The organism is Mameliella sp. MMSF_3455, assembly GCF_030733205.1.
In the GTDB taxonomy this organism is placed as follows: Bacteria; Pseudomonadota; Alphaproteobacteria; order Rhodobacterales; family Rhodobacteraceae; genus Antarctobacter.
In genome coordinates this window covers 1-23462 of the sequence record NZ_JASHJL010000010.1, presented here as the reverse complement: position 1 = coordinate 23462, position 23462 = coordinate 1, and the positions used below count along the sequence as shown (strand labels likewise).

20 protein-coding genes are annotated in these 23462 nt (G+C 65.0%); 12 read left to right on the top strand and 8 right to left on the bottom strand.

Features of this window, described 5'->3' with window-relative positions; translation table 11 throughout:
- The first annotated feature begins 57 nt into the window (after positions 1-57).
- From xdhA to RBB42_RS09385, 5 genes are read left to right on the top strand one after another with little or no spacing between them, the layout of a single operon-like run.
- Entirely contained in the window at positions 58-1440 is a 1383-nt protein-coding gene (gene xdhA, locus RBB42_RS09405; RefSeq protein WP_305969631.1) for a xanthine dehydrogenase small subunit, read from the top strand.
- Entirely contained in the window at positions 1437-3779 is a 2343-nt protein-coding gene (gene xdhB / locus RBB42_RS09400; protein WP_305969632.1) for a xanthine dehydrogenase molybdopterin binding subunit, read from the top strand. Before xdhA ends, xdhB begins: the two co-directional genes overlap by 4 nt.
- Positions 3776-4714, top strand: coding sequence for a xanthine dehydrogenase accessory protein XdhC (gene xdhC, locus RBB42_RS09395; protein ID WP_305969633.1), 939 nt, complete (start codon positions 3776-3778; stop codon positions 4712-4714). The genes xdhB and xdhC overlap by 4 nt, the downstream gene beginning before the upstream one ends.
- Positions 4681-6204 carry an ABC transporter ATP-binding protein gene (locus RBB42_RS09390; protein ID WP_305969634.1) on the top strand — a complete coding sequence of 508 codons (1524 nt, stop codon included), beginning with the start codon at positions 4681-4683 and terminating at the stop codon, positions 6202-6204. Before xdhC ends, RBB42_RS09390 begins: the two co-directional genes overlap by 34 nt.
- Before the next feature lie 27 nt (positions 6205-6231).
- Complete coding sequence (locus RBB42_RS09385) at positions 6232-7317, top strand: ABC transporter permease (RefSeq protein WP_305969635.1); 1086 nt, start codon at positions 6232-6234, stop codon at positions 7315-7317.
- Positions 7318-7343: 26 nt separating this feature from the next.
- Here the strand turns inward: RBB42_RS09385 and RBB42_RS28100 are convergent, their stop codons facing one another.
- Positions 7344-7955: a type VI secretion system-associated protein TagO gene (locus tag RBB42_RS28100; RefSeq protein ID WP_371931733.1), complete on the bottom strand. Its 612-nt coding sequence runs from the start codon at positions 7953-7955 to the stop codon at positions 7344-7346.
- Between the two features lie 137 nt (positions 7956-8092).
- Between RBB42_RS28100 and RBB42_RS09375 the strand changes: the two genes are divergently transcribed.
- Together RBB42_RS09375 and RBB42_RS09370 are read left to right on the top strand one after the other, a co-directional pair.
- Positions 8093-9016 carry an ABC transporter permease gene (locus RBB42_RS09375; protein WP_305969637.1) on the top strand — a complete coding sequence of 308 codons (924 nt, stop codon included), beginning with the start codon at positions 8093-8095 and terminating at the stop codon, positions 9014-9016.
- A gap of 30 nt (positions 9017-9046) precedes the next feature.
- Entirely contained in the window at positions 9047-10123 is a 1077-nt protein-coding gene (locus RBB42_RS09370) for a BMP family ABC transporter substrate-binding protein (RefSeq protein ID WP_305969638.1), read from the top strand.
- Positions 10124-10200: 77 nt separating this feature from the next.
- Here RBB42_RS09370 and RBB42_RS09365 read toward each other — a convergent pair whose 3' ends face one another.
- Positions 10201-11121: a hypothetical protein gene (locus RBB42_RS09365; RefSeq protein WP_305969639.1), complete on the bottom strand. Its 921-nt coding sequence runs from the start codon at positions 11119-11121 to the stop codon at positions 10201-10203.
- Positions 11122-11479: 358 nt separating this feature from the next.
- Positions 11480-12205, bottom strand: a complete 726-nt coding sequence (locus RBB42_RS09360; RefSeq protein ID WP_305969640.1) for a vWA domain-containing protein — start codon at positions 12203-12205, stop codon at positions 11480-11482.
- Positions 12206-12366: 161 nt separating this feature from the next.
- On the opposite strand from RBB42_RS09360, the gene RBB42_RS09355 reads away from it, so the two are divergent.
- Positions 12367-13299: an aldo/keto reductase gene (locus tag RBB42_RS09355; RefSeq protein ID WP_305969641.1), complete on the top strand. Its 933-nt coding sequence runs from the start codon at positions 12367-12369 to the stop codon at positions 13297-13299.
- Here RBB42_RS09355 and RBB42_RS09350 read toward each other — a convergent pair.
- From RBB42_RS09350 to RBB42_RS09340, 3 genes are read right to left on the bottom strand one after another with little or no spacing between them, the layout of a single operon-like run.
- Positions 13296-14324, bottom strand: a complete 1029-nt coding sequence (locus RBB42_RS09350; RefSeq protein WP_305969642.1) for a trans-3-hydroxy-L-proline dehydratase — start codon at positions 14322-14324, stop codon at positions 13296-13298. The two genes, RBB42_RS09355 and RBB42_RS09350, sit on opposite strands and share 4 nt — an antisense overlap.
- Positions 14325-14346: 22 nt before the next feature.
- Positions 14347-15015 (bottom strand): nitroreductase, encoded by a 669-nt coding sequence (locus RBB42_RS09345; protein ID WP_305969643.1) that lies wholly within the window; start codon positions 15013-15015, stop codon positions 14347-14349.
- Positions 15012-16088, bottom strand: coding sequence for a CaiB/BaiF CoA transferase family protein (locus RBB42_RS09340; protein WP_305969644.1), 1077 nt, complete (start codon positions 16086-16088; stop codon positions 15012-15014). Before RBB42_RS09340 ends, RBB42_RS09345 begins: the two co-directional genes overlap by 4 nt.
- A gap of 110 nt (positions 16089-16198) precedes the next feature.
- Here RBB42_RS09340 and RBB42_RS09335 point away from each other — a divergent pair, with 110 nt between their 5' ends.
- The 3 genes from RBB42_RS09335 to RBB42_RS09325 all read left to right on the top strand — a co-directional run bounded on the left by RBB42_RS09335 (position 16199) and on the right by RBB42_RS09325 (position 20012).
- On the top strand, positions 16199-18637 hold the full coding sequence (locus tag RBB42_RS09335; protein WP_305969645.1) for a ligase-associated DNA damage response DEXH box helicase: 2439 nt from the start codon (positions 16199-16201) through the stop codon (positions 18635-18637).
- Positions 18638-18870: 233 nt separating this feature from the next.
- Positions 18871-19548: a ligase-associated DNA damage response endonuclease PdeM gene (gene pdeM, locus RBB42_RS09330; RefSeq protein WP_305969646.1), complete on the top strand. Its 678-nt coding sequence runs from the start codon at positions 18871-18873 to the stop codon at positions 19546-19548.
- A gap of 41 nt (positions 19549-19589) precedes the next feature.
- Positions 19590-20012: a PaaI family thioesterase gene (locus RBB42_RS09325; protein ID WP_305969647.1), complete on the top strand. Its 423-nt coding sequence runs from the start codon at positions 19590-19592 to the stop codon at positions 20010-20012.
- 3 nt (positions 20013-20015) lie between these two features.
- Here the strand turns inward: RBB42_RS09325 and RBB42_RS09320 are convergent, their stop codons facing one another.
- Positions 20016-20903 carry an NAD-dependent epimerase/dehydratase family protein gene (locus RBB42_RS09320; RefSeq protein ID WP_305969648.1) on the bottom strand — a complete coding sequence of 296 codons (888 nt, stop codon included), beginning with the start codon at positions 20901-20903 and terminating at the stop codon, positions 20016-20018.
- Positions 20904-21147: 244 nt separating this feature from the next.
- Between RBB42_RS09320 and RBB42_RS09315 the strand changes: the two genes are divergently transcribed.
- Positions 21148-22179: a hypothetical protein gene (locus RBB42_RS09315; protein ID WP_305969649.1), complete on the top strand. Its 1032-nt coding sequence runs from the start codon at positions 21148-21150 to the stop codon at positions 22177-22179.
- Between the two features lie 330 nt (positions 22180-22509).
- On the opposite strand, the gene folD is transcribed toward RBB42_RS09315, so the two are convergent.
- On the bottom strand, positions 22510-23427 hold the full coding sequence (gene folD / locus RBB42_RS09310; protein ID WP_306043369.1) for a bifunctional methylenetetrahydrofolate dehydrogenase/methenyltetrahydrofolate cyclohydrolase FolD: 918 nt from the start codon (positions 23425-23427) through the stop codon (positions 22510-22512).
- Positions 23428-23462 lie beyond the last annotated feature (35 nt).

Here is a 23462-nt window from a genome sequence, read left to right as displayed (position 1 = left end):
GGCGCGCACCCTGCGGAATACCGCAGGGGATTCGGTAAGGCGGCGGGTCACAACCTGATGAACATCGCCTTTCTTCTCAATGGAGAGAGCGTCGAGCTGGCTGAGGTGTCACCCACCGAAACGCTGCTTGACTGGCTGCGCGAGAGGCGCGGCATGACCGGCACCAAGGAAGGCTGCAACGAGGGCGACTGCGGCGCCTGCACCGTCATGGTGACGGACGAGCGCGGCGCCCGTGCCCTGAACGCCTGCATCCTTTTCCTGCCGCAACTGCACGGCAAGGCCGTGCGCACGGTCGAAGGACTCTCCGGCCCGGATGGAACTCTGCATCCGGTGCAACAGGCGCTGGTGGATTGTCACGGCAGCCAGTGTGGTTTCTGCACCCCCGGTTTCGCGGTTTCGATGGCGACGGCGCATCTGAACGGCGACACCGGGCACAAGGATGCCCTGGCCGGCAATCTGTGCCGGTGTACAGGCTATGCGCCGATCCTGCGCGCCGCCCGTGCAGCGGAAGGACAACCAGTGCCCGACTGGCTTAGCGCCGATCAGGCGTTCCGCGGCCCGGAACTGGCGGACAGCCCCTCGCCTACCTGCCACGCCCCCCGGACCACCGATGAGCTCGCGCGGCTCTACGCAGAGCATCCCCAGGCAACCCTGGTCGCCGGGGCGACGGACGTCGGCCTTTGGGTGACGAAACAGCTGCGCGACCTCGATACGGTGATTTTCCTGAACCGCTGCGCCGACCTGCAAGAGATCGAAGAGACCGAGAGCGGCTATCGCATCGGTGCCGGGGTCACGATGGACCGGGTGCACGCGCTGATGACACCTCTGTGCCCCAGCTATGCCGAGATGATCCGCCGCTATGGATCGACCCAGGTGCGCAACGCCGCCACCATCGGCGGCAACATCGCCAACGGCTCGCCCATCGGGGACAACCCGCCCGCGCTGATCGCCGCGGGCGCGACACTGCATCTGCGCCGCGGCGATGCCCGGCGTGCGTTGCCGCTGGAGGATTTCTTTCTGGACTACGGCAGGCTAGACCGTGCCCCCGGCGAGTTCGTCGAGGCAGTGACCGTTCCAAAGGCCCTGACCTCCTTGCGCGTCTACAAACTGTCCAAGCGCTTTGACCAGGACATCTCGGCGGTCTGCGGCGCCTTCAACCTGGCCGTGGAGGACGGCATCGTGACCGGCGCCCGCATCGCCTTTGGCGGCATGGCCGGCATCCCCAAGCGCGCACCCCATGTAGAGGCCGCGCTGATCGGACAGCCCTGGACGGAAGCCACGATTGATGCCACCGCCGCCGCCTGGGCCAAGGACTTTGCCCCCATGAGCGACATGCGCGCCAGCGCCGACTATCGCCTGACCGCCGCGCGCAACATGCTCCGCCGCTACTGGGCAGAGGGCATGGGTCGGGCCACGAACGTGCTGGAAGTACAGCCATGAGCGTCGCGAAACCCCTCCCCCATGACGCCGCGCCGCTGCATGTGACCGGCGAGGCGCGCTATGTCGACGACATCCCGACGCCCGCCAACTGCCTGCACCTCGCCTTTGGCCTTTCGCCCATCGCTGCCGGGCGGTTGACCGCGCTCGACCTCGACGCGGTGCGCGCCGCGCCAGGTGTCTTGGGCGTCTGGACCTACGACGACCTGCCGTCGGAATGCGACTGCTCGCCCTCGCTGCATGACGAACCGCTGCTGTCGGACGGCAGCCTGCACTACCAGGGTCAGCCGGTCTTCCTCGTCGCTGCGGAAAGCCACCTCGCGGCGCGCCGCGCCGTCGCAAAGGCGCGGATCGAGACCGAGGCCACCCGCCCGATCCTGACCATCGAAGAGGCCCTGGCTGCCGACAGCCGGTTCGAGGAAGGCCCGCGCATCTGGGCGCGCGGCGACGTGGAGGCCGCCATCGACAGCGCGCCGCATGTCATCGAAGGCCGGATCGAGATGGGCGGGCAGGAGCATTTCTACCTCGAAGGTCAGGCCGCCTTGGTCTTTCCGCAGGAAGACGGCGACATGCTGGTGCATTCCTCGACCCAGCACCCGACCGAGATCCAGCACAAGGTGGCCGATGCCCTGGGCCTGCAGATGCACAACGTCCGCGTCGAGACGCGGCGCATGGGCGGCGGCTTCGGCGGCAAGGAAAGCCAGGGCAACGCACTGGCCGTGGCCTGCGCGGTGGTGGCCGCGGCCACCGGACACCCCGCCAAGATGCGCTATGACCGCGACGATGACATGGTGATCACCGGCAAGCGGCATGATTTCCGCATCGACTACCGCGTGGGCGTCGATGCACAGGGCGTGGTGCAAGGGATCGCGTTCCAGCAATACACCCGCTGCGGGTGGTCGCAGGACCTGTCCCTGCCGGTGGCGGATCGCGCCATGCTGCACGCGGACAACGCCTATTTCCTGCCCTCCGTGCGGATCGAGAGCCACCGCCTGCGCACGAACATGTGCAGCGCCACCGCCTATCGCGGCTTTGGCGGCCCGCAGGGCATGGTGGGGATCGAACGCGTCATGGATCACGTCGCGCATGCGCTTGGTCGCGATCCGCTGGCGGTGCGGAAGGCGAATTACTACGACCCGATGGTGGGGGGCGCTGCCCCCCGCTTGCCGGAGGCAAGCCCCCCCCGGAGTATTTCTGCAGAGAAGAAGCCCAGGAATGTCACGCCTTACGGCCAGACGGTCGAGGATTTCATCCTGCACGAGATGACCGAGGCGCTGGAGGCCTCTTGCGACTACGCGGCGCGGCGGGCCGCCGTGGCAGAGTGGAACGCCGCCAACCCGATCCTGAAGAAGGGTCTTGCCCTTACGCCGGTAAAATTCGGCATCTCCTTTACGCTCACGCATCTCAACCAGGCGGGCGCACTGGTGCATGTCTACCAGGACGGCTCCATCGCCATGAACCACGGCGGAACCGAAATGGGACAGGGGCTGTTCCAGAAGGTGGCGCAGGTGGCGGCTTCGACCTTTGGCGTGCCGCAAGAGCGGGTGCGCATCACCGCGACGGATACCGCGAAGGTGCCCAATACCTCGGCCACTGCTGCCTCATCGGGGTCGGACCTGAACGGGGCGGCGGTCAAGGTTGCCTGCGAGACGATACGCGCCCGCATGGCGGAGCACCTGGCGCAACTGCACCAGTGCCGACCTGACGAGGTCCTGTTCCGGGATGGTCGGGTGCAGGCTGGCGCACAGGAGATGAGCTTTGCCGAGGCCGCGGCCTTTTGCTACGCGGGCCGGGTCAGCCTGTCGGCCACAGGGTTCTACAAGACGCCGAAACTTTCCTGGGACCGAATGAAGGGCGAAGGGCGGCCGTTCTTCTACTTTGCCCACGGCGCCGCCTGCACCGAGGTGGTCATCGACACGCTGACCGGCGAAAACCGGATGCTGCGCACCGACATCCTGCATGACGCGGGCGCCTCTTTGAACCCGGCCATCGACATCGGCCAGGTCGAGGGCGGTTTCGTACAGGGCGCGGGCTGGCTGACGACCGAAGAACTTGTCTGGGACGCAGAGGGACGGCTGCGCACCCATGCCCCCTCGACCTACAAGATCCCGGCCTGTTCAGATGCGCCAGAGGTGTTCAACGTCGCGCTCTGGGATGGTGAGAACCGCGAGGAGACGGTCTATCGCTCCAAGGCGGTGGGCGAGCCGCCTTTCATGCTGGGGATTTCGGCACTGATGGCACTATCGGACGCCGTGGCGGCCTGTGGGCCGGGCTATCCGGCGCTGGACGCCCCTGCAACGCCGGAACGGGTGCTGGCAGCGATTGCACGGGTGCAGGGATGAGTTTCGACCTCGCCCCCCTTCGCCGCGCGGTCGAGCGACACGGGCGTGTCGCCCGGGTCGTTGTCGCCGAGGTTGCGGGCTCTGCCCCGCGCGAGGTTGGCGCCGCCATGCTGGTTTGGAGCGGCGGGCAAGACGGCACCATCGGCGGCGGGGCGCTGGAACTGATGGCCGCCCGATCTGCGCTGAACCACGCAGGACTGACGCGGCATCCGCTGGGGCCGGAGCTGGGTCAATGCTGCGGCGGGGCTGTGACCCTGCTGACCGAGCACTATGATGCGCAGGCCCTGACCGGTCTCGAGGGGCGCGACGTGATCGCGCGCGGGGCCGGGGATATGCCGCTGGCGGTGCGCCGGGTGATCGACCGGGCCAGGGCAAGGGGCGAGGCGCCCAGACCACAGTTCCTGCAAGGCTGGATGGTGGAACCGGTCCGCCGCCCGGCCTTGCCGGTCTGGATCTGGGGCGCGGGCCACGTCGGCCGCGCGCTGGTCTCGGTCCTTGCGCCGCTGCCGGACGTGGCGGTGACCTGGGTCGACACCGGGCCGGAGCGGTTTCCCGATACCATTTCCGAGGGCGTCACCGCCCTGCCCGCCCCGGCGCCGGAACGGGCCATGCCACGCGTGCCCCAAGACGCCGCCCACCTGATCCTGACCTACAGCCACGAGATCGACCTGGCCCTTTGCCACGCGGCGCTGTCGCATGGATTCGCCTTTTGCGGACTGATCGGATCGGACACGAAATGGGCCCGTTTCCGCAAGCGATTGCAGGCGCTTGGCCACAAACCCGCCCAAATCGACGCCATCTGCTGTCCAATCGGGCACAAAGCGCTTGGCAAACATCCGCAGGCCATTGCCATAGGCACGGTGACGCAGCTACTCAACTGGCAGCAAGAGAGGGACCACGCGTGGCCGACACACTCCTCAGTCTCCAGGGCCTGACCAAGATCTACCCGGGCGTGATCGCCAACGACGACGTGACCTTCGACATCGGGCGGGGCGAGATCCACGCGCTGTTGGGTGAGAACGGCGCCGGCAAATCGACGCTGGTCAAGATGATCTACGGGCTGAACGCGCCGGACAAGGGGCAGATGCTGCTGGACGGCACGCCTTACAAGCCGTCGAAACCCTCGGAGGCGCGGCAGGCCGGTATCGCGATGGTGTTCCAGCACTTCTCGCTCTTTGATGCACTGGACGTTGCCGAAAACGTGGCGCTGGGGATGGAAACGCCGCCGCCCATGTCCGACCTTGCCCGCCAGATCCGCGAGGTGTCCGAGACCTACGGGCTGCCGCTGGACCCCACGCGCACCGTCGGCACGCTGTCGGCGGGTGAACGGCAGCGGGTGGAGATCATCCGCTGCCTGCTGCAGAATCCCCGGCTGCTCATCATGGACGAACCGACCAGCGTCCTGACCCCGCAGGAGGTCGAGATCCTGTTCGAGACCCTGCGCAAGCTCAAGGCCGAGGGCACCTCGATCCTCTATATCTCGCACAAGCTGGAAGAAATCCGCGCGCTTTGCGACACGGCCACGATCCTGCGGCTGGGCAAGAAGGTGGCCACCTGCACGCCGGCAGAGACCTCGGCCCGGAACCTGGCCGAGATGATGGTAGGCGCCAGTTTCGCGACGCCCGAAGCCAGGGGCGGCAAGACCGGCGAGGTGCTGCTTGCGGTGAACGAGTTGTCCCTGCCTGCGCCCGGTGCCTTTGGCACGCCGCTGCGCGAGGTCAGTTTCGAGGTGCGCGCGGGCGAAGTGCTGGGCATCGGCGGGGTCGCGGGCAACGGGCAGGACGAACTGCTGGCAACACTGTCCGGCGAACGCATGGCCCCAGCCGGGTCCATCATTCTGGAAGGCAAGGACATCAGCCGGGCCGGCCCTGTCGCGCGCCGCGATCTTGGCGTGCTGTCAGGGCCGGAGGAACGGTTGGGCCACGCGGCGGCCCCGGACATGAGCCTGGTCGAAAACGGTGTGCTGACGGCGGCGCGGCGCGAGAGAATGCTGAAGAACGGTTTCATCTCCTGGGGCAAGGCCCGACAGTTCGCCGAGGAGGTGATCGGTCATTTCGACGTGCGCACGCCGGGGTCGGGCACGGCGGCGCGGGCGCTTTCGGGGGGCAACCTGCAGAAATTCGTCGTCGGCCGCGAGATCCTGCAAGGCCCGCGCGTGCTGGTGTTGAACCAGCCCACATGGGGCGTGGACGCGGCGGCGGCGGCCTTTATCCGGCAGTCGATCCTGGACCTGGCCGCCAAGGGCGGCGCCGTCGTGGTCATCAGCCAGGATCTTGACGAGCTGATGGAGGTCTCGGACCGGTTCGGCGCCCTGAACGAAGGGAGACTGTCCCCCACACGTCCGGTCGCCAGCCTGGATATCGAACAGATCGGCCTGATGATGGGCGGCGCGCATGACATGGAGGTGGCCCATGTGGACGAGTGAGGCCGCCGGCCAAGGGGGGACACGCCCATGATCCGGCTTGAAAAACGCCCCCAACCTTCGAAGCTCTGGACCTACCTGACCCCGGTGCTGGCGGTGCTGCTGACAATGCTCGTCGGCGGCGTGCTCTTTGCCTTCCTCGGCGCCAACCCGGTCGAGGCGATCCGCACGATTTTCTGGGATCCTCTGTTCAACGCGCAATTCGCCGGGTTCACGCGGCCACAGCTGCTGGTCAAGGCGGGGCCGCTGATCCTGATCGCCATCGGCCTCAGCATCGGCTTTCGCGCCGGGATTTGGAACATCGGCGCCGAAGGTCAATACATCATGGGCGCCATCTGCGGCGCCGCTGCCGGGCTTGCCTTCTACCCCGCTGAAAGTGTCCTGATCTTCCCGATCATGATCGTCGCGGGCGCGCTTGGCGGCTGGGCCTGGGCGATGATCCCGGCCATCCTGAAAACGAAGTTCGGCACCAACGAGATCCTTGTCTCCCTGATGCTGGTCTATGTGGCCGAAACCATCCTCGGCTCCGTTTCCACCGGCCTGTTGCGCAATCCCGAGGGGCGCGGCTTTCCCGGATCGCGCAATTTCAAGCAATGGGACGCGGCGCATAACAGCGACCTGATCGCCAACACCGGCATGCATTGGGGCGTCGTCTTTGCCTTCATCGCGGTGATCGGCGCTTATGTCCTGCTGACCCGGCACATGCTGGGCTTCAACATCCGCCTGACCGGCGAGGCGCCGCGCGCGGCCCGCTTTTCCGGCGTCAACCCGGCGCGCATCATCCTGATCTGCCTCGGCATGTCGGGCGCGCTGGCCGGCATGGCAGGGCTGTTCGAGGTCACCGGCCCCGCGGGCCAGATCAGCATCGATTTCGGCTCGGGCTACGGGTTCACCGCGATCATCGTGGCCTTTCTCGGCCGGCTACACCCTATCGGTATCCTGTTGGCGGGGCTTCTCATGGCGCTGACCTATATCGGCGGCGAGCTGGCGCAACTGATGCTGGGCCTGCCCGGTGCCTCGATCCAGCTGTTCCAGGGGATGCTGCTGTTCTTCCTGCTGGCCATGGACGTCTTCACCAACTTCCGCCTGCGCTGGGCCAAGAGGGAGGTGGCATGACAGGTCTCGCCCAAGTCAAAATGAACCTACCAGCTACAAGAGCTCCTCAATTCGTCAATCGAATCCTCCAACCCCGTGATATCGAACTTGGCGGTTACTGGGCTTTGACTGAACGGAGTAAACCGGACAAGCAACGAATGGCCGCCAAAGAACTCTTTGACCAAGGGAATGGAACGACCGCCACTCCAGAGGCCCAGCGCGCTATTGTCAGTGCTCGCGTCGAAATTCCTGGACTTTGCCGGACGGTCATCCACCCGGTATTCGACCTTGCCGTAGCCCTGAAAGCCGGATGCCAAATGGCAATCGGTATGAATGATGAGGCTAGTGGTATTCTCAAGACAGCGAACCATCAGCGTTGCAGGGCGCGACGGCCCAAACCGATTGCAGGTCAATGGTTCTTCGGAACGGACCGTCATATAGACGTCGGTCGTATCCTTGAAATCCGACTTCTCCGTCTGAACCTGCCATTTGCCGTTTTCTTTCGGCAGATCCTGAACGGTTGCATCTCGACCGAGGGCCTTGTCATAGCAGGAAAGCCGATCGAGGTCGTTTTCGATCGAAACGCATCCACCCGGATCGGCAAGAGCCGGCTGGGCAAGGACGACCGAAGCCAAGAGAGTAAAGGCAGCGAATTTCATATAGGCAATCCCAATTCGGTACGATTCATTGCAACCGTGCGGCATCTGGCCTTCAGTATTGCGCACGTCTTTATAACAAACCTAGCGCGGCGCCTGAAACAAGATGAGAGTAAGAATTTTCCGGAACAGGAGATTGCATGGACCTGAGCAGCATCAATCCCATCCTCCTCGTGGCCTCCATCATGGTTTCGGCCACGCCCATCCTGCTGGCTGCCATCGGTGAGATGGTGGTCGAGAAATCCGGCGTGCTGAACCTGGGCGTCGAGGGAATGATGATCACCGGCGCCGTGGTGGGATTTGCCGTGGCGGTCAATTCCACTTCGCCTGCGCTGGGGTTTGTTGCCGCTGCACTGGCCTCGGCGCTGCTTGCGCTCTCGTTCGGCCTGCTGACGCAGTTCCTGCTGTCGAACCAGGTTGCCACCGGGCTTGGCCTGACGCTGGTGGGTCTTGGCCTGTCCAGCCTGATCGGCAAACCCTACGAGGGCATCAAGAGCCCAACCCTGCCAAAGCTCGACATTCCCCTGCTATCGGACATCCCGGTTCTGGGGAGGATGCTCTTCAGCCATGACATGATGGTCTATTTCAGCCTCGCTCTGGTGGTCGCGGTCTGGGGCTTCCTGAAATACACCCGCGCCGGGCTGATCCTGCGCGCGGTCGGTGAAAGCCACGACAGCGCCCATGCGCTTGGCTACAAGGTGGTCATCATCCGCCTCATGGCGATCCTCTTTGGCGGTGCCTGCGCGGGCCTTGGCGGCGCCTACCTTAGCCTGGTGCGCGTCCCGCAATGGACCGAGGGCATGACCGCCGGCGCCGGCTGGATCGCTCTGGCCATCGTCGTCTTCGCCAGTTGGCGACCGGGGCGCGTGGCCATCGGGGCTTATCTGTTTGGCGGGGTCACGGTGCTGCAACTGAACCTGCAGGCGGCGGGCGCCGCCGTGCCGGTCGCGCTCTTGTCGGCCTCGCCCTATCTTGTCACGATCCTCGTGCTCGTGATCATCTCGGCCCGCGGCGCGCATGCCGCGCCCGCCTCGCTGGGCCGGCCTTTCCACGCCTCGAGCTGAGGCAAAGACATCAACCAACAGGGGACACACATGAACAGAAGAACCCTTCTTTCCACCGCAGCGGTTGCGCTGACGCTCGGCTTCGGCTCTGCCGCCGCTGCGCAGGACGTGACCGCCGGCTTCATCTACGTCGGTCCGGTGGGCGACGGTGGCTGGACCTACGAACACGATCAGGCCCGGCAGAAGGTCGAAGAGCACTTTGGCGACAAGGTGAAGACCATCTACCAGGAAAGCGTGCCCGAAGGCGCCGATGCCGAACGCGCGATCACCCAGATGGCTCTCAGCGGCGCCGACATCATCTTCACCACCTCCTTCGGCTACATGGACCCGACCATCGCCGTGGCCGAGAAATTCCCGAACGTGAAGTTCGAGCACGCCACCGGCTACAAGACCGCAGACAACGTCAGCGTCTACTCGGCCCGCTTCTACGAAGGTCGCGCCATCCAGGGCCATATCGCCGGCTCGATGACCAAGACCAACAAGATCGGCTACATCGCATCCTACCCGATCCCCGAGGTCATCCGCGGCATCAACTCGGCCTATATCCACGCGAAGAAGGTGAACCCGGATGTCGAGTTCTCGATCATCTGGGCCTACACCTGGTTCGACCCGGCGAAAGAGGCGGACGCCGCCCGCGCCCTGATCGAGAACGGCGCCGACGTGATCCTGCAGCACACCGACTCCACCGCGCCGCATGCGGCGGCGGCCGAGGCGGGCGATGTGGTCACCTTCGGTCAGGCCTCGGACATGGCGGACTACGCCCCCTTCCCGCGTGTTTCGTCGATCATCGACGACTGGGCCCCCTACTACATCGATCGCGTTCAGGCGGTCATGGACGGGACATGGACCAGCACCGAGACATGGGACGGCATCGGCCCGGGCATGGTCGGCATCGGCGAGATCACCGACGCTGTCCCGGCAGAGGTCAAGGCCGAGGCGCTGGCCCTGAAGGACGCGATCGCCGCGGGCGACTACCACCCCTTCACCGGCCCGCTGAACAAGGCCGACGGCACGCCCTGGCTGGCCGAGGGCGAAGTGGCCGATGACGGCACCCTGCTGGGCATGGATTTTTACGTCGAAGGCATCGACGCCGAGATCCCGCAGTAAGCGGCAAGTGTCCTACCCCAAAAAAAAGAAAGGCCCCGAACCGTCGGGGCCTTTTCCATTTCTATCAGCCTCCGGGCTCACTTCGCCTGCAAGTCCCGCAACGGGGTCTCGGCGTCGTAGAGCGCGTAGAACGGCACCTTGATGCTTCGGGTCGTGCCCTCGGAATGTTCGCTCGCCAACTTCTGCTCCAGCGCCTCCCAGGTTTCTTCGGCATCTTCCATCATGAGAAAGTCGAATGTCTCGATCCGGACCCAGATTTCCGGCTGATAAACCCGCCCATTGGGATAGAGATCGTTCCGTTGGTTGTACTTTTTTGCCTCTGAAATGTAGCTCCCGAAGGTTTTGTCGCTGATGAGGCAGGTGTGGCCAGACCGGCGAAAGTAATACATCCGCACCGCCCAGACCTCTTCATTGATATAGCCGACACGCTCCCCTTCCACGGTACGCCCGCGCAGATACCGCAGGTGGCTGGCGGCATCCGTCATTTCCTCCTCGGCGTCCCACGGGTCGATCAGCACCCCCTGCTCCATCAGGAACGCATTTTCGCACAGCGCCAGGATATTCGCCCGCGTCAGCGTTTCGGGCGCGCGCGCCGCAGACACCTGCACATTGGCCAACAACGCGTCGCCCACCGTATCAATATGGTACATGTCGTACCCCGGCGTTTCCAGGGTGCGCGCATAGAGATAGTCGTTCAACGCATCCGCGTCGTCCTGCGTGGTCAGCTTGATGTCGAAGAGCCCTTCGGCCGCTTTCAATGCAATGCCAAATGCATCCTCGACCTGGCCGGCTGGATAATTGTTGTCCGGCGGCAGGTTCAGGCTGGGCGCGTGAAACCCCAATACCGCGCCCGGTTGAATACTGCGCGAGGGGAAATTGATCGCCAGCGTCCCTTCAGACACTCCGCCGCCCAGCCAGGCCAGCGCGCAGGCGGACTCGCAGCGATCGCCGGCGATCACACGGGTATGCATCTGCTTGTTCCAGATCACGTCGAACATGGCGATGCCCTCGGACAACGACCCGCCGGGGCTGTCCAGGCACAACGATGCACCACCAGCGCCAAAGGTGTTCAACGCCTTGACCTTTGCCGCATCACCCGGTTCCACCTGTCCGGTGAACTTGTAAGTGCATTCACTGTCAAAATCACCGACTTCACTAATCTCACCTGCAAAAACCGGCCCTGCCGCAATGCAAAGCGCCAGAGCCGAACGCCCAAGAGTCTTCAACAAATCCAGTCTCCCTCATGTCGTTCCTGCACCCTAGGAACGGCAAGACCTTCGGAGAAAGGGCGAAATCCGAACTAATTGAACATGTTGTGTTGCGACCACGCCGGGGGGAGCAAGCCGCACGAAACGCCTAGTTGACGCTTCGGGGCCCGAACGAACGCGCGCCCAGCACGTTGCAGCCCAGCGTCACCCGCAGCGCCCCGATCAGTTCGTCCACGTTCTCGGCGCGGACATAGCGCCCGCCGGTCCGGTCAGCGAGGCAGCGCGCGATGGTGGTGGCCACCTGATCGTTCGTGTTGGACCAGTCGAAATGATCGCTCCGCACCTTGAACCCGATCACATGCACGGTCAGCTCCGGCGCCATTGCAGCGATCTCGGCGGCGAGGCTACACGGCGCCCCGCCGCAGGTTTCCTTGCCGTCCGTCACCAGCACCACGGTCCCGGGCCGATTGAGATAATCCAGCGCCTCTGCCGCACGCCGGACGCTTTCGGTAAGCGAGGTGCCCCCGGCGGGCCGCAGCGCATCGACATCCGCCAGGATCCGCGGACCTGCCTGCCATTGCGGCGGAAACCGCAGATCCGTGTTGGCGCAGGTGCGGTCCCCGGCCGGGCCGTAGATCACCAGCCCCAGCCGACGCGCCGCCGCGACAGAGGGGATCACCCGGCGCATCGCCATCCGTGCCTCGGAGATGCGCGGCACGCCGATGGCATTGTAGCCGATTTCTGCCATGCTGCCGGAGCCGTCGAAGACGATCATCGCATCTTCGGTGCAACTTTCGCCGGCGCCCGTCGCCAATGGCGCAGAGGTTGCAGCGGCCAGACAGGCCGCGCCGGCCAGTCGGGGCAGCAGGCGCATAGGCATGGCTCCTTTTACGGACAGCATGGCAGGCCCCCGCGAGTCTGTCGAGCCGGCATCCCCCCGCGACCGTTGCTGAGGATCGCTGGCGGATGGACGCTTGCCGCCAATACCCCCTGAAACCGCTTTGCCTTTGGGATGCCGCGTGGCAGGTTGCCGGCATGACACTGACCACCCTTTCGGGCGCTACGCCCGCCCGCTTTGCCTTTGGCTGCATGCAGTTCGGGGGCCGTGCCTCCGAGGCCGACAGCCGCGCCATGTTCGACGCCTGCCGCGCAGCGGGCATCGCCCATTTCGACACCGCCTATGTCTATACCGACGGCGCCTCGGAGCGCCTGCTGGGCCAGTTCGCCGCCGACGCGCGCGAGGATCTGTTCATCGCCACCAAGGCGAATTTCCCCGGCGGCGCCGGCCGTGACAACATCCGGACCTCTCTGGACGAAAGCCGCAAGCGCCTGAACATGGAGGTGATCGACCTTTTCTACCTGCATCGCTGGGACGACGACACCCCGCTCGAAGAGAGTTTCGAGACGCTCGCAGAACTGCAGCAGGCCGGAACCATCCGCCATATCGGCGTGTCCAACTATGCCGCCTGGCAGGTGATGAAGGCCCAGGCAGTGGCCGCGCGTTTCGACACCCGGATCGACGTGCTGCAACCCATGTACAACCTCGTGAAACGCCAGGCCGAGGTGGAAATCCTGCCCATGTGCGCCGCAGAGGACATCAGGCCAGTGCCCTATTCGCCGCTGGGCGGTGGCTTGCTGACCGGCAAGTATGCCCGTGGTGGCGGTGGCCGCCTGTCCGAGGACGACCGCTACGCCAACCGCTATGCCCGCCCCGAGATGCACCAGGCGGCCGTGGCCCTGGCCGAGATTGCTGCTGAACTGGGCACCGAGGCGGCCACGCTGGCCGTGGCCTGGGTGGCCGCCCATCCGTCCGGACCGACGCCGATCCTGTCTGCGCGCAACGCGGCCCAGTTGCAGTCCTCGCTGGCAGGCATGACCTACCAGATGGATGAAGCGCTTTATGCCCGCATTTCGGCCCTCAGCCCAACGCCGCCGCCAGCGACGGACCGGCTGGAAGAAGCCACTTAGCGCGCGCCCCAGGTATCGCTCAGACGATAGCCGCGCGGCCAGGGATCATCCGGGTCCAGCATGTGCTGATGAATGCCGGTGATCCAGCCGCGCCCGCTGATCTCGGGCCAAATGGCGGGCAAATCGCCCACCGAACCCGTCCCGGCAATGCGTCCCGAGAAGGTCGAGCCGATCAGCGAGGTCGCGGTCAATGTCTCTCCTTCGGCCATGTCGCCGCGCGCATGCAGGACTGCCATGCGCGCGGACAGCGCCGTGCCCGTGGGCGAACGATCGACCTTGCCCGGCTGGATCGCCACCGCCGCCCTTGCGCGCAAACCTTCGGGTCCGCGTTCCAGCGGACCGGCAAAGAGGCAGAAGGAGATATGCCGCCAGTCCGGGTTCGTCGGATGGTGAAAGCCCAGCTGTTCCGTGGCCGCCCGGGCGATCCGCGCGCCTGTCCGGGCGATCTCGTGCGCCTCGTCGGGCACCAGTTCCAGTCCCAGCGCCTGCGCATCCACGATGACGAAACTGTCACCGCCGAATGCCGTGTCCACGGTCAGCCTGCCCAGCCCTTCGACCTCCAGCGCGGCCGCCAGTTTCTGCGCGAAACTGGGCAGGTTGCGGACATGGATCCGCTGCGCCTTTCCGTCGCGACACTCTGCCCGCACCCGAACGAGGCCGCCCGGTGCCTCCAGAGTGAATTCGGTCACCGGTTCCTGCATCGGCAGGATGCCACCGTCCAGCAGGACGGTCGACACACAGATCGAATTGGAGCCGGACATCGGTGGCGTGTCCTCCGGCTCCATGATGATGAAAGCCGCATCCGCATCCGGGTGTTTCGGCGGCACCAGCAGGTTGACGTGCCGAAAGACGCCCCCGCGCGGCTCGTTCAGAACGAAATCCCGCAAGGCGCCGTCCCGCGCGATCCACCGGCTTTGCTCCCAGAGCGTCTCTCCCGGCGGCGGCGCGACACCGCCAACGATCACGTCGCCCACCTCGCCCTCGGCATGGGCCGAGATGACGTGTATCGTCTTGCTGCTGCGCATGGTCTGCCCCCTGCTTTCGCTTTCAACGCCAATCCACGACCTCTGACAGGTCGGCCCGTTCGGTGCGATAGGAATTGGCCGGATGATCCGGATCGGCATGGCCAAAGGCAATCGCGCAGACCAGGTCGCGATCCTCGGCGATTTCGTAGCGGTCGCGCACGAATGGCGAAAAGCTGGCCACCGCCGCCATCGCGATACTGGCCAGCCCGCGGGCCTGCAATGCCAGCATGACCGCCGTGACATAGGCCCCGCAATCAAGCACGCCATAGGTGCCAAGGTCCTTGGGCGCGGTGATCAGCAGGCAATGGGGCGCCCCGAAGAGGCGGAAATTCTCGCGCATCTGCCTGCCCGAGGCCTCTCGGTCGCCCTTCTGGATTCCCAACGCGCCATACAGCTGCCAACCGCAACTCCGCCGCCGCTCCTGGTAGATGCCTTCGTACCGCAACGGAAAGGGGATGTCGCTTTGCCGCTGTCCGGTTTCCACATGGGCATAGAAGGCCTCGGCGAATGCAGCGGTTTCCGGCGCCTTCAGGGCGATCACCTGCCAGGGCTGCACGTTGTTCCAGCTGGGCACCTGCTGTGCGTCGCGCAAAGCGCTTTCGATCACCTCACGCGGGACCGGGTCGGGCCGATAAGCCCGGCAGGAATAGCGCGCCTTCAACAGGGCCGCGAATGTCTCGGCTTCGTTCACAACAGGCCCCTTTCCCGCAACTCATCGAGGATCGCCGCCCCGTCCTGCCCCGGTTCCGGCGCAGGACCTGTCGCCCGGACCCCACCATCGAAACGCGGCGCCGGCAGAGCGCTGCCCGGCCCATGCCCGCGCGCCGTCATGTGCGGATCACGGGCCGCCTCGTCCGGGGACAGGACTGGCGCAAGACAGGCATCGCTGTCCTTGAACAACGCTGCCCAGTGGTCACGCGGCTGCGTGGCAAAGATCCGTTCCAGCCGGGCGCCCTGCACCGGCCAAAGGTCAGGGTCGAACTGCTCCGCGAAATCGGGATCCTCTGCCAGGCCCATCCGTTCCAGGAACAGGGCATGGAATTTCGGCTCCAGGCATTGCAGGGCCACATGCCCGCCGCAGGAACAGGCATAGCATCGCGACCAATGCGGCCCGTCCAGCAAGGATCGCCCCCGTACGCCCGTGTCGAACCCCGACCCCATCGACCGCAACAGCGCCATCATATGCTGCGCCCCGTCGACGATGGCGGCATCGACAACCGTTCCGCGCCCCGTTTCCCGCGCCTGCAACAGCCCGGCCAGCATCCCAACGGTCAGGTACAATGCACCGGCACCAATATCGCCCAGCATCGTCGGCGGCACGCCGGGCACCTGTCCCGGCAAGCCGGCGTAGAAAAGGGCCCCGGACAGGCCGAGGTAATTCAGGTCGTGCCCGGCAAGCGCCGCGCGCGGCCCGTCCTGTCCCCAGCCCGTCATGCGCCCGTAGACCAGTCGTGGATTGCGCGCTTGCGCCTCTTCGGGCCCCAACCCCAACCGCTCCATCACGCCCGGGCGCAAACCTTCGATCAGCCCGTCCGCGGATCGGATCAGCGCGTGCGCAATGCCCAGATCACCCGCCTCCTTGAGATCCAGCGCGATGGACCGCTTGCCCCTGTCCAGCAGGCGGCTGGCACCCTTGGCCGGGTTTGCGCCCCCGGCCTTGCGCTGTACTACGATCACCTCCGCACCAAGGTCCGCCAGGTGCATGGCGGAGAAGGGCCCCGGCCCCAGCGCCTCGAACTCGATGATGCGAATGCCGTTCAGCATGGTGATCCTCCCCGCACGCAGTGAAACCGAGCGCGAGGGGAAAGGAAAGAGGCGTGCGACGGTCTGTGCGAGCGCTGTTGCTTTCCGATGGAGCGGGTTATCTCTCGACCATGACACGGCTACCCGACAGTCTGAAAAGCTGGTTCGACGCGCGCGGATGGCAGATCCATCCGCACCAGCGCGCCATGTTGGAACGTGCCGCTGACCCGGCGCTGCTGCTGATTGCCCCCACCGGCGGCGGCAAGACGCTGGCCGGGTTCCTGCCCACGCTTTCCGAACTTGCCGATGCCTCGCGAAACGGGTTGCACACGCTCTATATCTCGCCGCTCAAGGCGCTGGCCGCCGACATCCGGCGCAACCTGCTGATCCCCATCGAAGAGGCGGGCCTGCCCATCCGGGTCGAGGACCGTACCGGCGACACGCCCGCCAGCCGCAAGAAACGCCAGCGCGCCGACCCGCCCCATATCCTGCTGACCACGCCCGAAAGCCTTGCCCTGCTCACCTCTTACGAGGACGCGCCGCGCATGTTCGCCGGGCTGCAACGGGTGGTGGTCGATGAAATCCACGCGCTTGCGGAATCCAAACGCGGCGACCAGTTGATGCTGGCGCTGGCACGGCTTCAGGCGCTCTGCCCCGGCCTGCGCCGCGTCGGCCTCTCGGCCACGGTCGAGGACCCAGAGGCCATTGCGCGGCTCATGGCGCACGGCGATCAGCCCTGCGAGATCCTGCAGGCCGATCCCGGGCCGGACCCGGATATTTCCATGCTGGTCACCGATCAGGCCCCGCCCTGGGCCGGAGGCGGTGCGGCCTACTCCATCCCCGCCGTTCTGGAACAGGTCAAACGCCACAACACCACGCTGATCTTTCACAACACCCGCGCCCAGGCAGAGATCTATTTCCACAACCTCTGGCTCGCCAACGAGGACGCCCTGCCCATCGGCATCCACCACGGCTCGCTCGACCGCGGTCAGCGCGAGAAGGTCGAGGCTGCCATGGTGCGCGGCGACCTGCGCGCCATCGTCTGCACAGGGTCGCTGGACCTTGGCATCGACTGGGGCGACGTGGATCTCGTGATCCAGGTCGGCGCACCGAAGAACGTCAAACGACTTGTACAGAGGATCGGGCGGGCCAATCACCGCTACAACGCGCCGTCCAAGGCGATCCTTGTCCCCGCCAACCGTTTCGAGGTGGTCGAATGCCTTGCCGCGCTGGAGGCGGTCAAGGAACACGATCTGGACGGAGATCCGCGCGGACCGGGTCCGCGCGATGTGCTCTGCCAGCATATCCTGATCGCTGCTGCCTCTGGCCCCTTCGACGCGGACGCGCTGTATGAGGAAATGCGCGGCGCCGGGGCCTATGCTGGTCTGACCCGCACGCAATTCGACGCTTGTCTGGATTTCTGCGCCACCGGCGGCTACGCGCTGCGCGCCTATGACCAGTGGCAGCGCCTGCAACAGCGGCCCGACGGGCTCTGGCAGTTGCGCGACCCGCGTTCTGCCACCCGCATCCGCCAGAATATCGGCACGATACAGGACACCGACACGCTCAAGGTGAAATGGCGCGGTCGCGGCGGCGCACCTCTGGGCGAGGTCGAAGAAGGCTTTGCCGCCTCGCTGACAAAGGGCGACACCTTCCTGATCGGCGGCCAGATCGTCCGCTACGAGGGGCTGCGCGAACTGGTGGTCGAGGTGACGCGCGATCCCGGGCGCAAGCCCAAGATCGCCACTTTCATGGGTACGAAATTCTCGACCTCCACGCAGCTCAGTGACCGGATCCTGCGCATGTTCCGTGCCGACGACTGGCCCGATCTGCCGCCCCACACCCGCGATTGGCTGCACCTGCAACGCGAGGTGTCGCACCTGCCCGAACCCGGCCGCCTGCTGGTCGAGAGCTTTCCTCATGACGGGCGGCAGCAACTGGTGGTCTATGGATTTGCGGGCCGCAACGCGCAGCAGACGCTGGGCCTGTTGCTGACCAAGCGGATGGAGGAGATGGGATTGGCCCCGATGGGGTTCGTCAGCACCGATTACGCGACGCTGATCTGGGGGTTGGACGCGGTGACGGACCCCGCGCCGCTGTTTGATCTGGAGGCGCTGGAAAACGGGCTGGACACCTGGTTGGCGGGCAACGCGGTGATGAAACGCACCTTTCGCGCCAGTGCCACCATCGCCGGGCTGATCGAACGGCAGGTGGGCGGCCAGCGCAAGACCGGGCGGCAGGCTACCATGTCCTCGGACATCCTTTATGACACGCTGCTGAAATACGACCCCGACCACCTGCTGATGCAGATCACCCGAGAAGAGGCCATGCGCGGTCTGGTCGATTTCGCCCGCATCCGCGAGATGTCCGAGCGCGTCGGCGACCGCATCGATCATCTGCGCCTTTCCCGCATCACGCCGCTGGCCGCGCCGCTTTTCCTTGAACCCGGGCGAGTCCCGGTCAACGGGCTGGCGGACGAACGATTGATGGAAGAAGAGGTCACCCGCCTGCTGAACGAAAGCGGCCTTGCGCAGGTCGAGACGAAACCGGCCTGGCGGGTGCCCTGGTAGGCGCTACAAGCAAGGCGGTCCGATACCCGCGCTTTGCATCCATGAAGGTCGAGCGTTTGATAAATCGATCAGGGCAAGTTTCCGGCGCTGGCCGATCTGACGAAAGATCTTGTCTGGTGGGGGTTGCCCGGAATGTCCTGACCGGCTGACCTGCACAGTGCCTGGACGCATGCATGGCCCCCCGAGCCGTGCACCCGCTTGCGGACATCGCCTTGGCGTGCCAAGAACAAGCCATGAACACGTACGGTTTCACCTTTCATGACGCCGTCCTGCAGGCCCTGCCGTCCGGGGCACTGCACTGGCCCGAGGCCGCGATACTGGTGGTTTCCGACCTGCATCTGGGCAAGTCCGCCCGGCTGTCCGCCGTGGGTGGCGCGCAGCTGCCGCCCTACGAGACGCGGGAAACCCTGCAACGTCTGGGTGATGATCTTTCCGCCACCAAGGCCCAAAGGGTCATCTGCCTGGGTGACAGTTTTGATGCCCCGGGCATAGAGGCCGCGCTGCCGCAAGAGGACCTTCTGTGGATCACACGCCTGCAAGCCGGGCGAGAGTGGATCTGGATCGCAGGCAACCACGATCCGGCCCCTGTGACACTGAAGGGCGCGCACCGGGCCGAACACACCGAGGGCGCGCTGACCTTTCGCCATATTGCCACGGCGGACGGGCGGGCAGAGGTCTCGGGCCATTATCATCCCAAGGCGCGACTGTCCCTCAGGGGGCGCAGCGTGACCCGCCCCTGTTTCCTGATCGACGACACGCGCCTGATCCTGCCCGCCTACGGGGCTTACACCGGCGGGCTGCACTGCGACGCACCCGTCCTGTCCGACCTGATGGGGCCGGCGGCACAGGCCATCCTGACCGGCCCCCGGCCTGTGGCCATTCCGATGCCCCGGCGCGCCAGAGCCGGCTGACCCCTCTTGCCCTCACCTGCGCGGCATGGCCAAGTCGTGACATGACCCTAGACACCCGCATCCGCACCAGTTTCAATCGCCAGGGGATGCTTGTCACCCTCGGCGCCTCTTTGACCCGCATCGCCCCCGGCGAAATCGAGATCGAGGTGCCGATCCGGCCCGAGGTGTCACAGCAACAGGGATATGCGCACGGCGCCCTGCCCTTTGCCATCGGCGACAGCGCGGCCGGCTATGCCGCCGTCACCCTGCTGGACGAAGACAGTGACGTGGTCACGTCAGAGATGGCGATCCACTACCTTGCTCCCGGCTTCGGGGATCGACTTGTCGCGCGTGGCAGCGTGTTAAAACCCGGAAAACGGATGCTGGTCACGCAGGCCGATGTCTTTGCCGTCACCGGTACCGAGGAACGGCACATCGCCCGACTGACCGGGACGATGGTCCGTGTCCCGCTGCGACAGGAGTGAGCCTTATCCCAGCACGTCACGCCAGCTGTGGCGCGGCTGGTAGCCCAGCAACTCCTTGGCCTTGCGGTTACTGTACAACGTCTCGGTCTCGCCCAACGCACCCTTGACCGGCACACCCTCGTAGAACATCTCGATCAGTTCCGGCGTTGTCAGCGCGACGGAATGATCATCATTGGATACGTTGAAGACCTCGTAGCCCAACCCGTCGGTCGCAAGGCACCTGTCGACCATCTGCCCCAGATCGCGCGTGTCGATATAGGCAAAGATGTTGCGCCGCCGCACCTCCGGCTTCTCCATGTAGGCCGGAAAACTCTCGGCGTATTCATGCGGCTCGATCACGTTGTTGATCCGCAGGCCGTAGATGTCGAAACCGCTGCGTGCCTGAAAGCTGCGGGCGGTGACCTCGTTGCAGACCTTGGACATGGCATAGCTGTCCTCGGGCACGGTCGGGTGATCCTCGTCGATGGGCAGGTAATCGGGCTTGCGCTCGCCATCGGCGAAACAGACGCCATAGGTGGTCTCGGACGAGGCAAAGACGATCTTGCGGATGCCGAATTTCACCGCGGCGTCGATGATGTTGTAGGTGCCCAGCGTGTTGACCCGATAGCATTCGTTGTCCGAAGTCACGAGGATGCGCGGGATGGCCGCGAAATGCACCACCGCGTCGAATTTTGGCACCCCGGTCCCGGGCTCCAATTCGTCGAGACCGGCAAGACTGCTCATGACGTCATAGACCTGGCCCGCGTCGGTGATATCGGCGATGCGGTTGTCGACGCCTTCAAGAGCCAGTGGCACCCGGTCGACGTTCAGGACCCGGTGCCCCTGTTCCAGCAGGTAGGCAACGACGTGGCGTCCGGCCTTGCCCGCCCCGCCCGTGAATAAGATCCGCATGATGCCTGCTCCTCCTGATTTTCCGTCCCCTGTGGAACTGTCAGTGCAAGGTAGCACCACGGCCCCAGACCGTCCAATTGAACGGATGCGCAATACACAGGCTCTCCATGGACAAATACGGGACCTCACCCCATGCAATGCCCTGCTTTAATAAAAAGTTACCAAAAAGCTAATGACAGACTAACCTTTCTTGGCTACACAACCTCAGGGGGTGCGTGATTCCCCCTTAAGTAGAGGATTAACGATGGCTCTGGATAGTTTAATTGGTGATGGTGGTCTGATTGGCGGACTTCTGGATGAGATCGAAATCAGCAGCGCCGTACTTGGCAGCGACGATCTTCTGGGAGACGCATTGAGCGGCGATCTGATTGGCCACGTATCTGGCACCGTGCAAGGCGTGCTGGGCGGCAACCTGATCGGCAACCTGCTGGGGGGCGATCTTCTTGGTGGTGACCTGCTTGGCGGCGTTCTCGGCGGCGATCTTCTAAGTGGCGTGCTGGGCGGCGACCTGCTCGGCGACGTGCTGGAAGGTGACCTGATCGGCGATCTGCTGGGCGGCGATCTCCTTGGCGACCTGCTGGGTGGCGATCTGCTCGGCGACGTCCTGGGCGGCGATCTTCTGGGCGGCCTGCTGGGCGGCGATCTTCTGGGCGGCCTGCTGGGCGGCGATCTACTGGGCGGCCTGCCGGGTAGCGATCTCGTAGACGGCGCTCTCGGCGATGTGACCGGCCTCCTCGGTGCGGTGACCGAAGTGCTCGGAGATCTGGGTGACAACGGCGTCGAAACCGCCCTGAGCGCCGTGACCGCAATCTTGGGCGAGGTCGTCCAAGGGGTTGTTTCGGTTGTGAACTTCGCTGGACCGCTGACCGATGAAGCCGGCAACATCGTCGCCGATCTTGTTGACGGCGCGGTCGAAGCGCTGGCCTTCGTGATCGATCCGGCACTGGGCGGTCTCTCCGGTCTGACCGACGGTCAACTGGCTGACCTGGAAAGCCTCGCGGCCGACCTGCTGGGCGACGGCACCGTGCTGCTGCCCGCGATCGATGCTCTGGGAACTGCGGACGCCTTGATCTTCGTGAACTCCGATTCCGATGCTGGCGATATCGACGGCCTGGTTGGCGTTTCGCTTCTGCCCGGTCTCGACCTGCCGCTTGGCGATCTCTACGAAACGCTGAGCGACATCGACGAGACACTGGGCCTGGACGCACAGGTCAACCTGACTCTCGAAAACGGCACCGGTCTTGACGTGACTGTCGATCTGTTCGACACGCTCTAAGAGACATCAGGAAAGCACTCATTCCTTTTCGTTGTGCCCCGAATAGACCCGGGGCACAACCTTTCGGAATTGGCACACTTGATCAAATTCAAATAACACTTCGGCGTAGCAATAAGAGATTGCGCACAGAAAGAAATAAGACCTCTTGGCCAGAGCATCTGACAGATACATTGAAATACGCGAAAAATTGAGATGATCAGCGCAATATTCGTGTAATACCGGAACATCAGAAAAAAACCAATTCCATTGAAGCCGATATCTGGCGGGACAAATAAGCCGCCGGGGGCGCGAAACACGCGCCCCTGCCGATCCAGCTTCAGACCGACGACATCATGCCGTCAGCCCCTCCGGCTCTTCCAGTCCGTTGGCCCGGCAGCAGGCGGTCAGCGTGTTGGCCAGCAGGCAGGCGATGGTCATCGGGCCGACGCCGCCGGGGACCGGCGTGATCGCCCCTGCCACCGCGGCACAGCTCTCGTAGTGCGCGTCGCCGACCAGGCGGGTCTTGACGCTGCCATCTTCCCTGGTGCCCTTTTCCGGCGCGTCGATACGGTTGATGCCCACGTCGATCACCGTGGCCCCCGGCTTGATCCAGTCGCCGGGCACCATCTCGGGGCGGCCCACGGCGGCGACGACGATATCGGCGCGGCGCACGACCTCGGGCAGGTCCTTGGTGCGGCTGTGGGCAATCGTCACCGTGCAGCTGTCGCCCAGCAGCAGTTGCGCCATCGGCTTGCCGACGATGTTCGACCGGCCGATCACAACCGCGTCCAGGCCACTCAGCGAGCCGTGGTGATCGCGCAGCATCATCAGGCAGCCCAGCGGCGTGCAGGGCACCATGGATTTCTGCCCCGTGCCCAGCAGGCCGACGTTGGAAATGTGAAAGCCGTCCACGTCCTTGGCCGGGTCGATCGCGTTGATCACCAGGTCCTCGTCGAGGTGTTTCGGCAAGGGCAGCTGCACCAGGATGCCATGCACCGCCGGGTCCTTGTTCAGCTTATCGATCAGCGCCAGAAGGTCCGCCTCGGAGGTGTCGGCCTCCAGCTTGTGCTCGTAGGAGTTCATGCCGGTCTCGACGGTCTGCTTGCCCTTCGAGCGGACGTAGACCTGGCTGGCCGGGTCCTCTCCCACCAGCACCACCGCCAGGCCGGGCGTGATGCCGTTTTCATCCTTCAGCCGCGCCACATGCGCCGCCACCTTCTCGCGGACCGTGGCCGCAAAAGCCTTGCCGTCAATGATTGTTGCGCTCATCCGTCTTTTCCTTCCTTGCCGATCACCCGTTCCTC

Coding starts and splice junctions, on each gene's coding strand:
- xdhA (WP_305969631.1), top strand. CDS start 58: ATGAACATCGCCTTTCTTCTCAATGGAGAGAGCGTCGAGCTGGCTGAG.
- xdhB (WP_305969632.1), top strand. CDS start 1,437: ATGAGCGTCGCGAAACCCCTCCCCCATGACGCCGCGCCGCTGCATGTG.
- xdhC (WP_305969633.1), top strand. CDS start 3,776: ATGAGTTTCGACCTCGCCCCCCTTCGCCGCGCGGTCGAGCGACACGGG.
- RBB42_RS09385 (WP_305969635.1), top strand. CDS start 6,232: ATGATCCGGCTTGAAAAACGCCCCCAACCTTCGAAGCTCTGGACCTAC.
- RBB42_RS28100 (WP_371931733.1), bottom strand. CDS start 7,955: ATGAAATTCGCTGCCTTTACTCTCTTGGCTTCGGTCGTCCTTGCCCAG.
- RBB42_RS09375 (WP_305969637.1), top strand. CDS start 8,093: ATGGACCTGAGCAGCATCAATCCCATCCTCCTCGTGGCCTCCATCATG.
- RBB42_RS09370 (WP_305969638.1), top strand. CDS start 9,047: ATGAACAGAAGAACCCTTCTTTCCACCGCAGCGGTTGCGCTGACGCTC.
- RBB42_RS09365 (WP_305969639.1), bottom strand. CDS start 11,121: ATGTTCGACGTGATCTGGAACAAGCAGATGCATACCCGTGTGATCGCC.
- RBB42_RS09360 (WP_305969640.1), bottom strand. CDS start 12,205: ATGCGCCTGCTGCCCCGACTGGCCGGCGCGGCCTGTCTGGCCGCTGCA.
- RBB42_RS09355 (WP_305969641.1), top strand. CDS start 12,367: ATGACACTGACCACCCTTTCGGGCGCTACGCCCGCCCGCTTTGCCTTT.
- RBB42_RS09350 (WP_305969642.1), bottom strand. CDS start 14,324: ATGCGCAGCAGCAAGACGATACACGTCATCTCGGCCCATGCCGAGGGC.
- RBB42_RS09340 (WP_305969644.1), bottom strand. CDS start 16,088: ATGCTGAACGGCATTCGCATCATCGAGTTCGAGGCGCTGGGGCCGGGG.
- RBB42_RS09335 (WP_305969645.1), top strand. CDS start 16,199: ATGACACGGCTACCCGACAGTCTGAAAAGCTGGTTCGACGCGCGCGGA.
- pdeM (WP_305969646.1), top strand. CDS start 18,871: ATGAACACGTACGGTTTCACCTTTCATGACGCCGTCCTGCAGGCCCTG.
- RBB42_RS09325 (WP_305969647.1), top strand. CDS start 19,590: ATGACCCTAGACACCCGCATCCGCACCAGTTTCAATCGCCAGGGGATG.
- RBB42_RS09320 (WP_305969648.1), bottom strand. CDS start 20,903: ATGCGGATCTTATTCACGGGCGGGGCGGGCAAGGCCGGACGCCACGTC.
- RBB42_RS09315 (WP_305969649.1), top strand. CDS start 21,148: ATGGCTCTGGATAGTTTAATTGGTGATGGTGGTCTGATTGGCGGACTT.
- folD (WP_306043369.1), bottom strand. CDS start 23,427: ATGAGCGCAACAATCATTGACGGCAAGGCTTTTGCGGCCACGGTCCGC.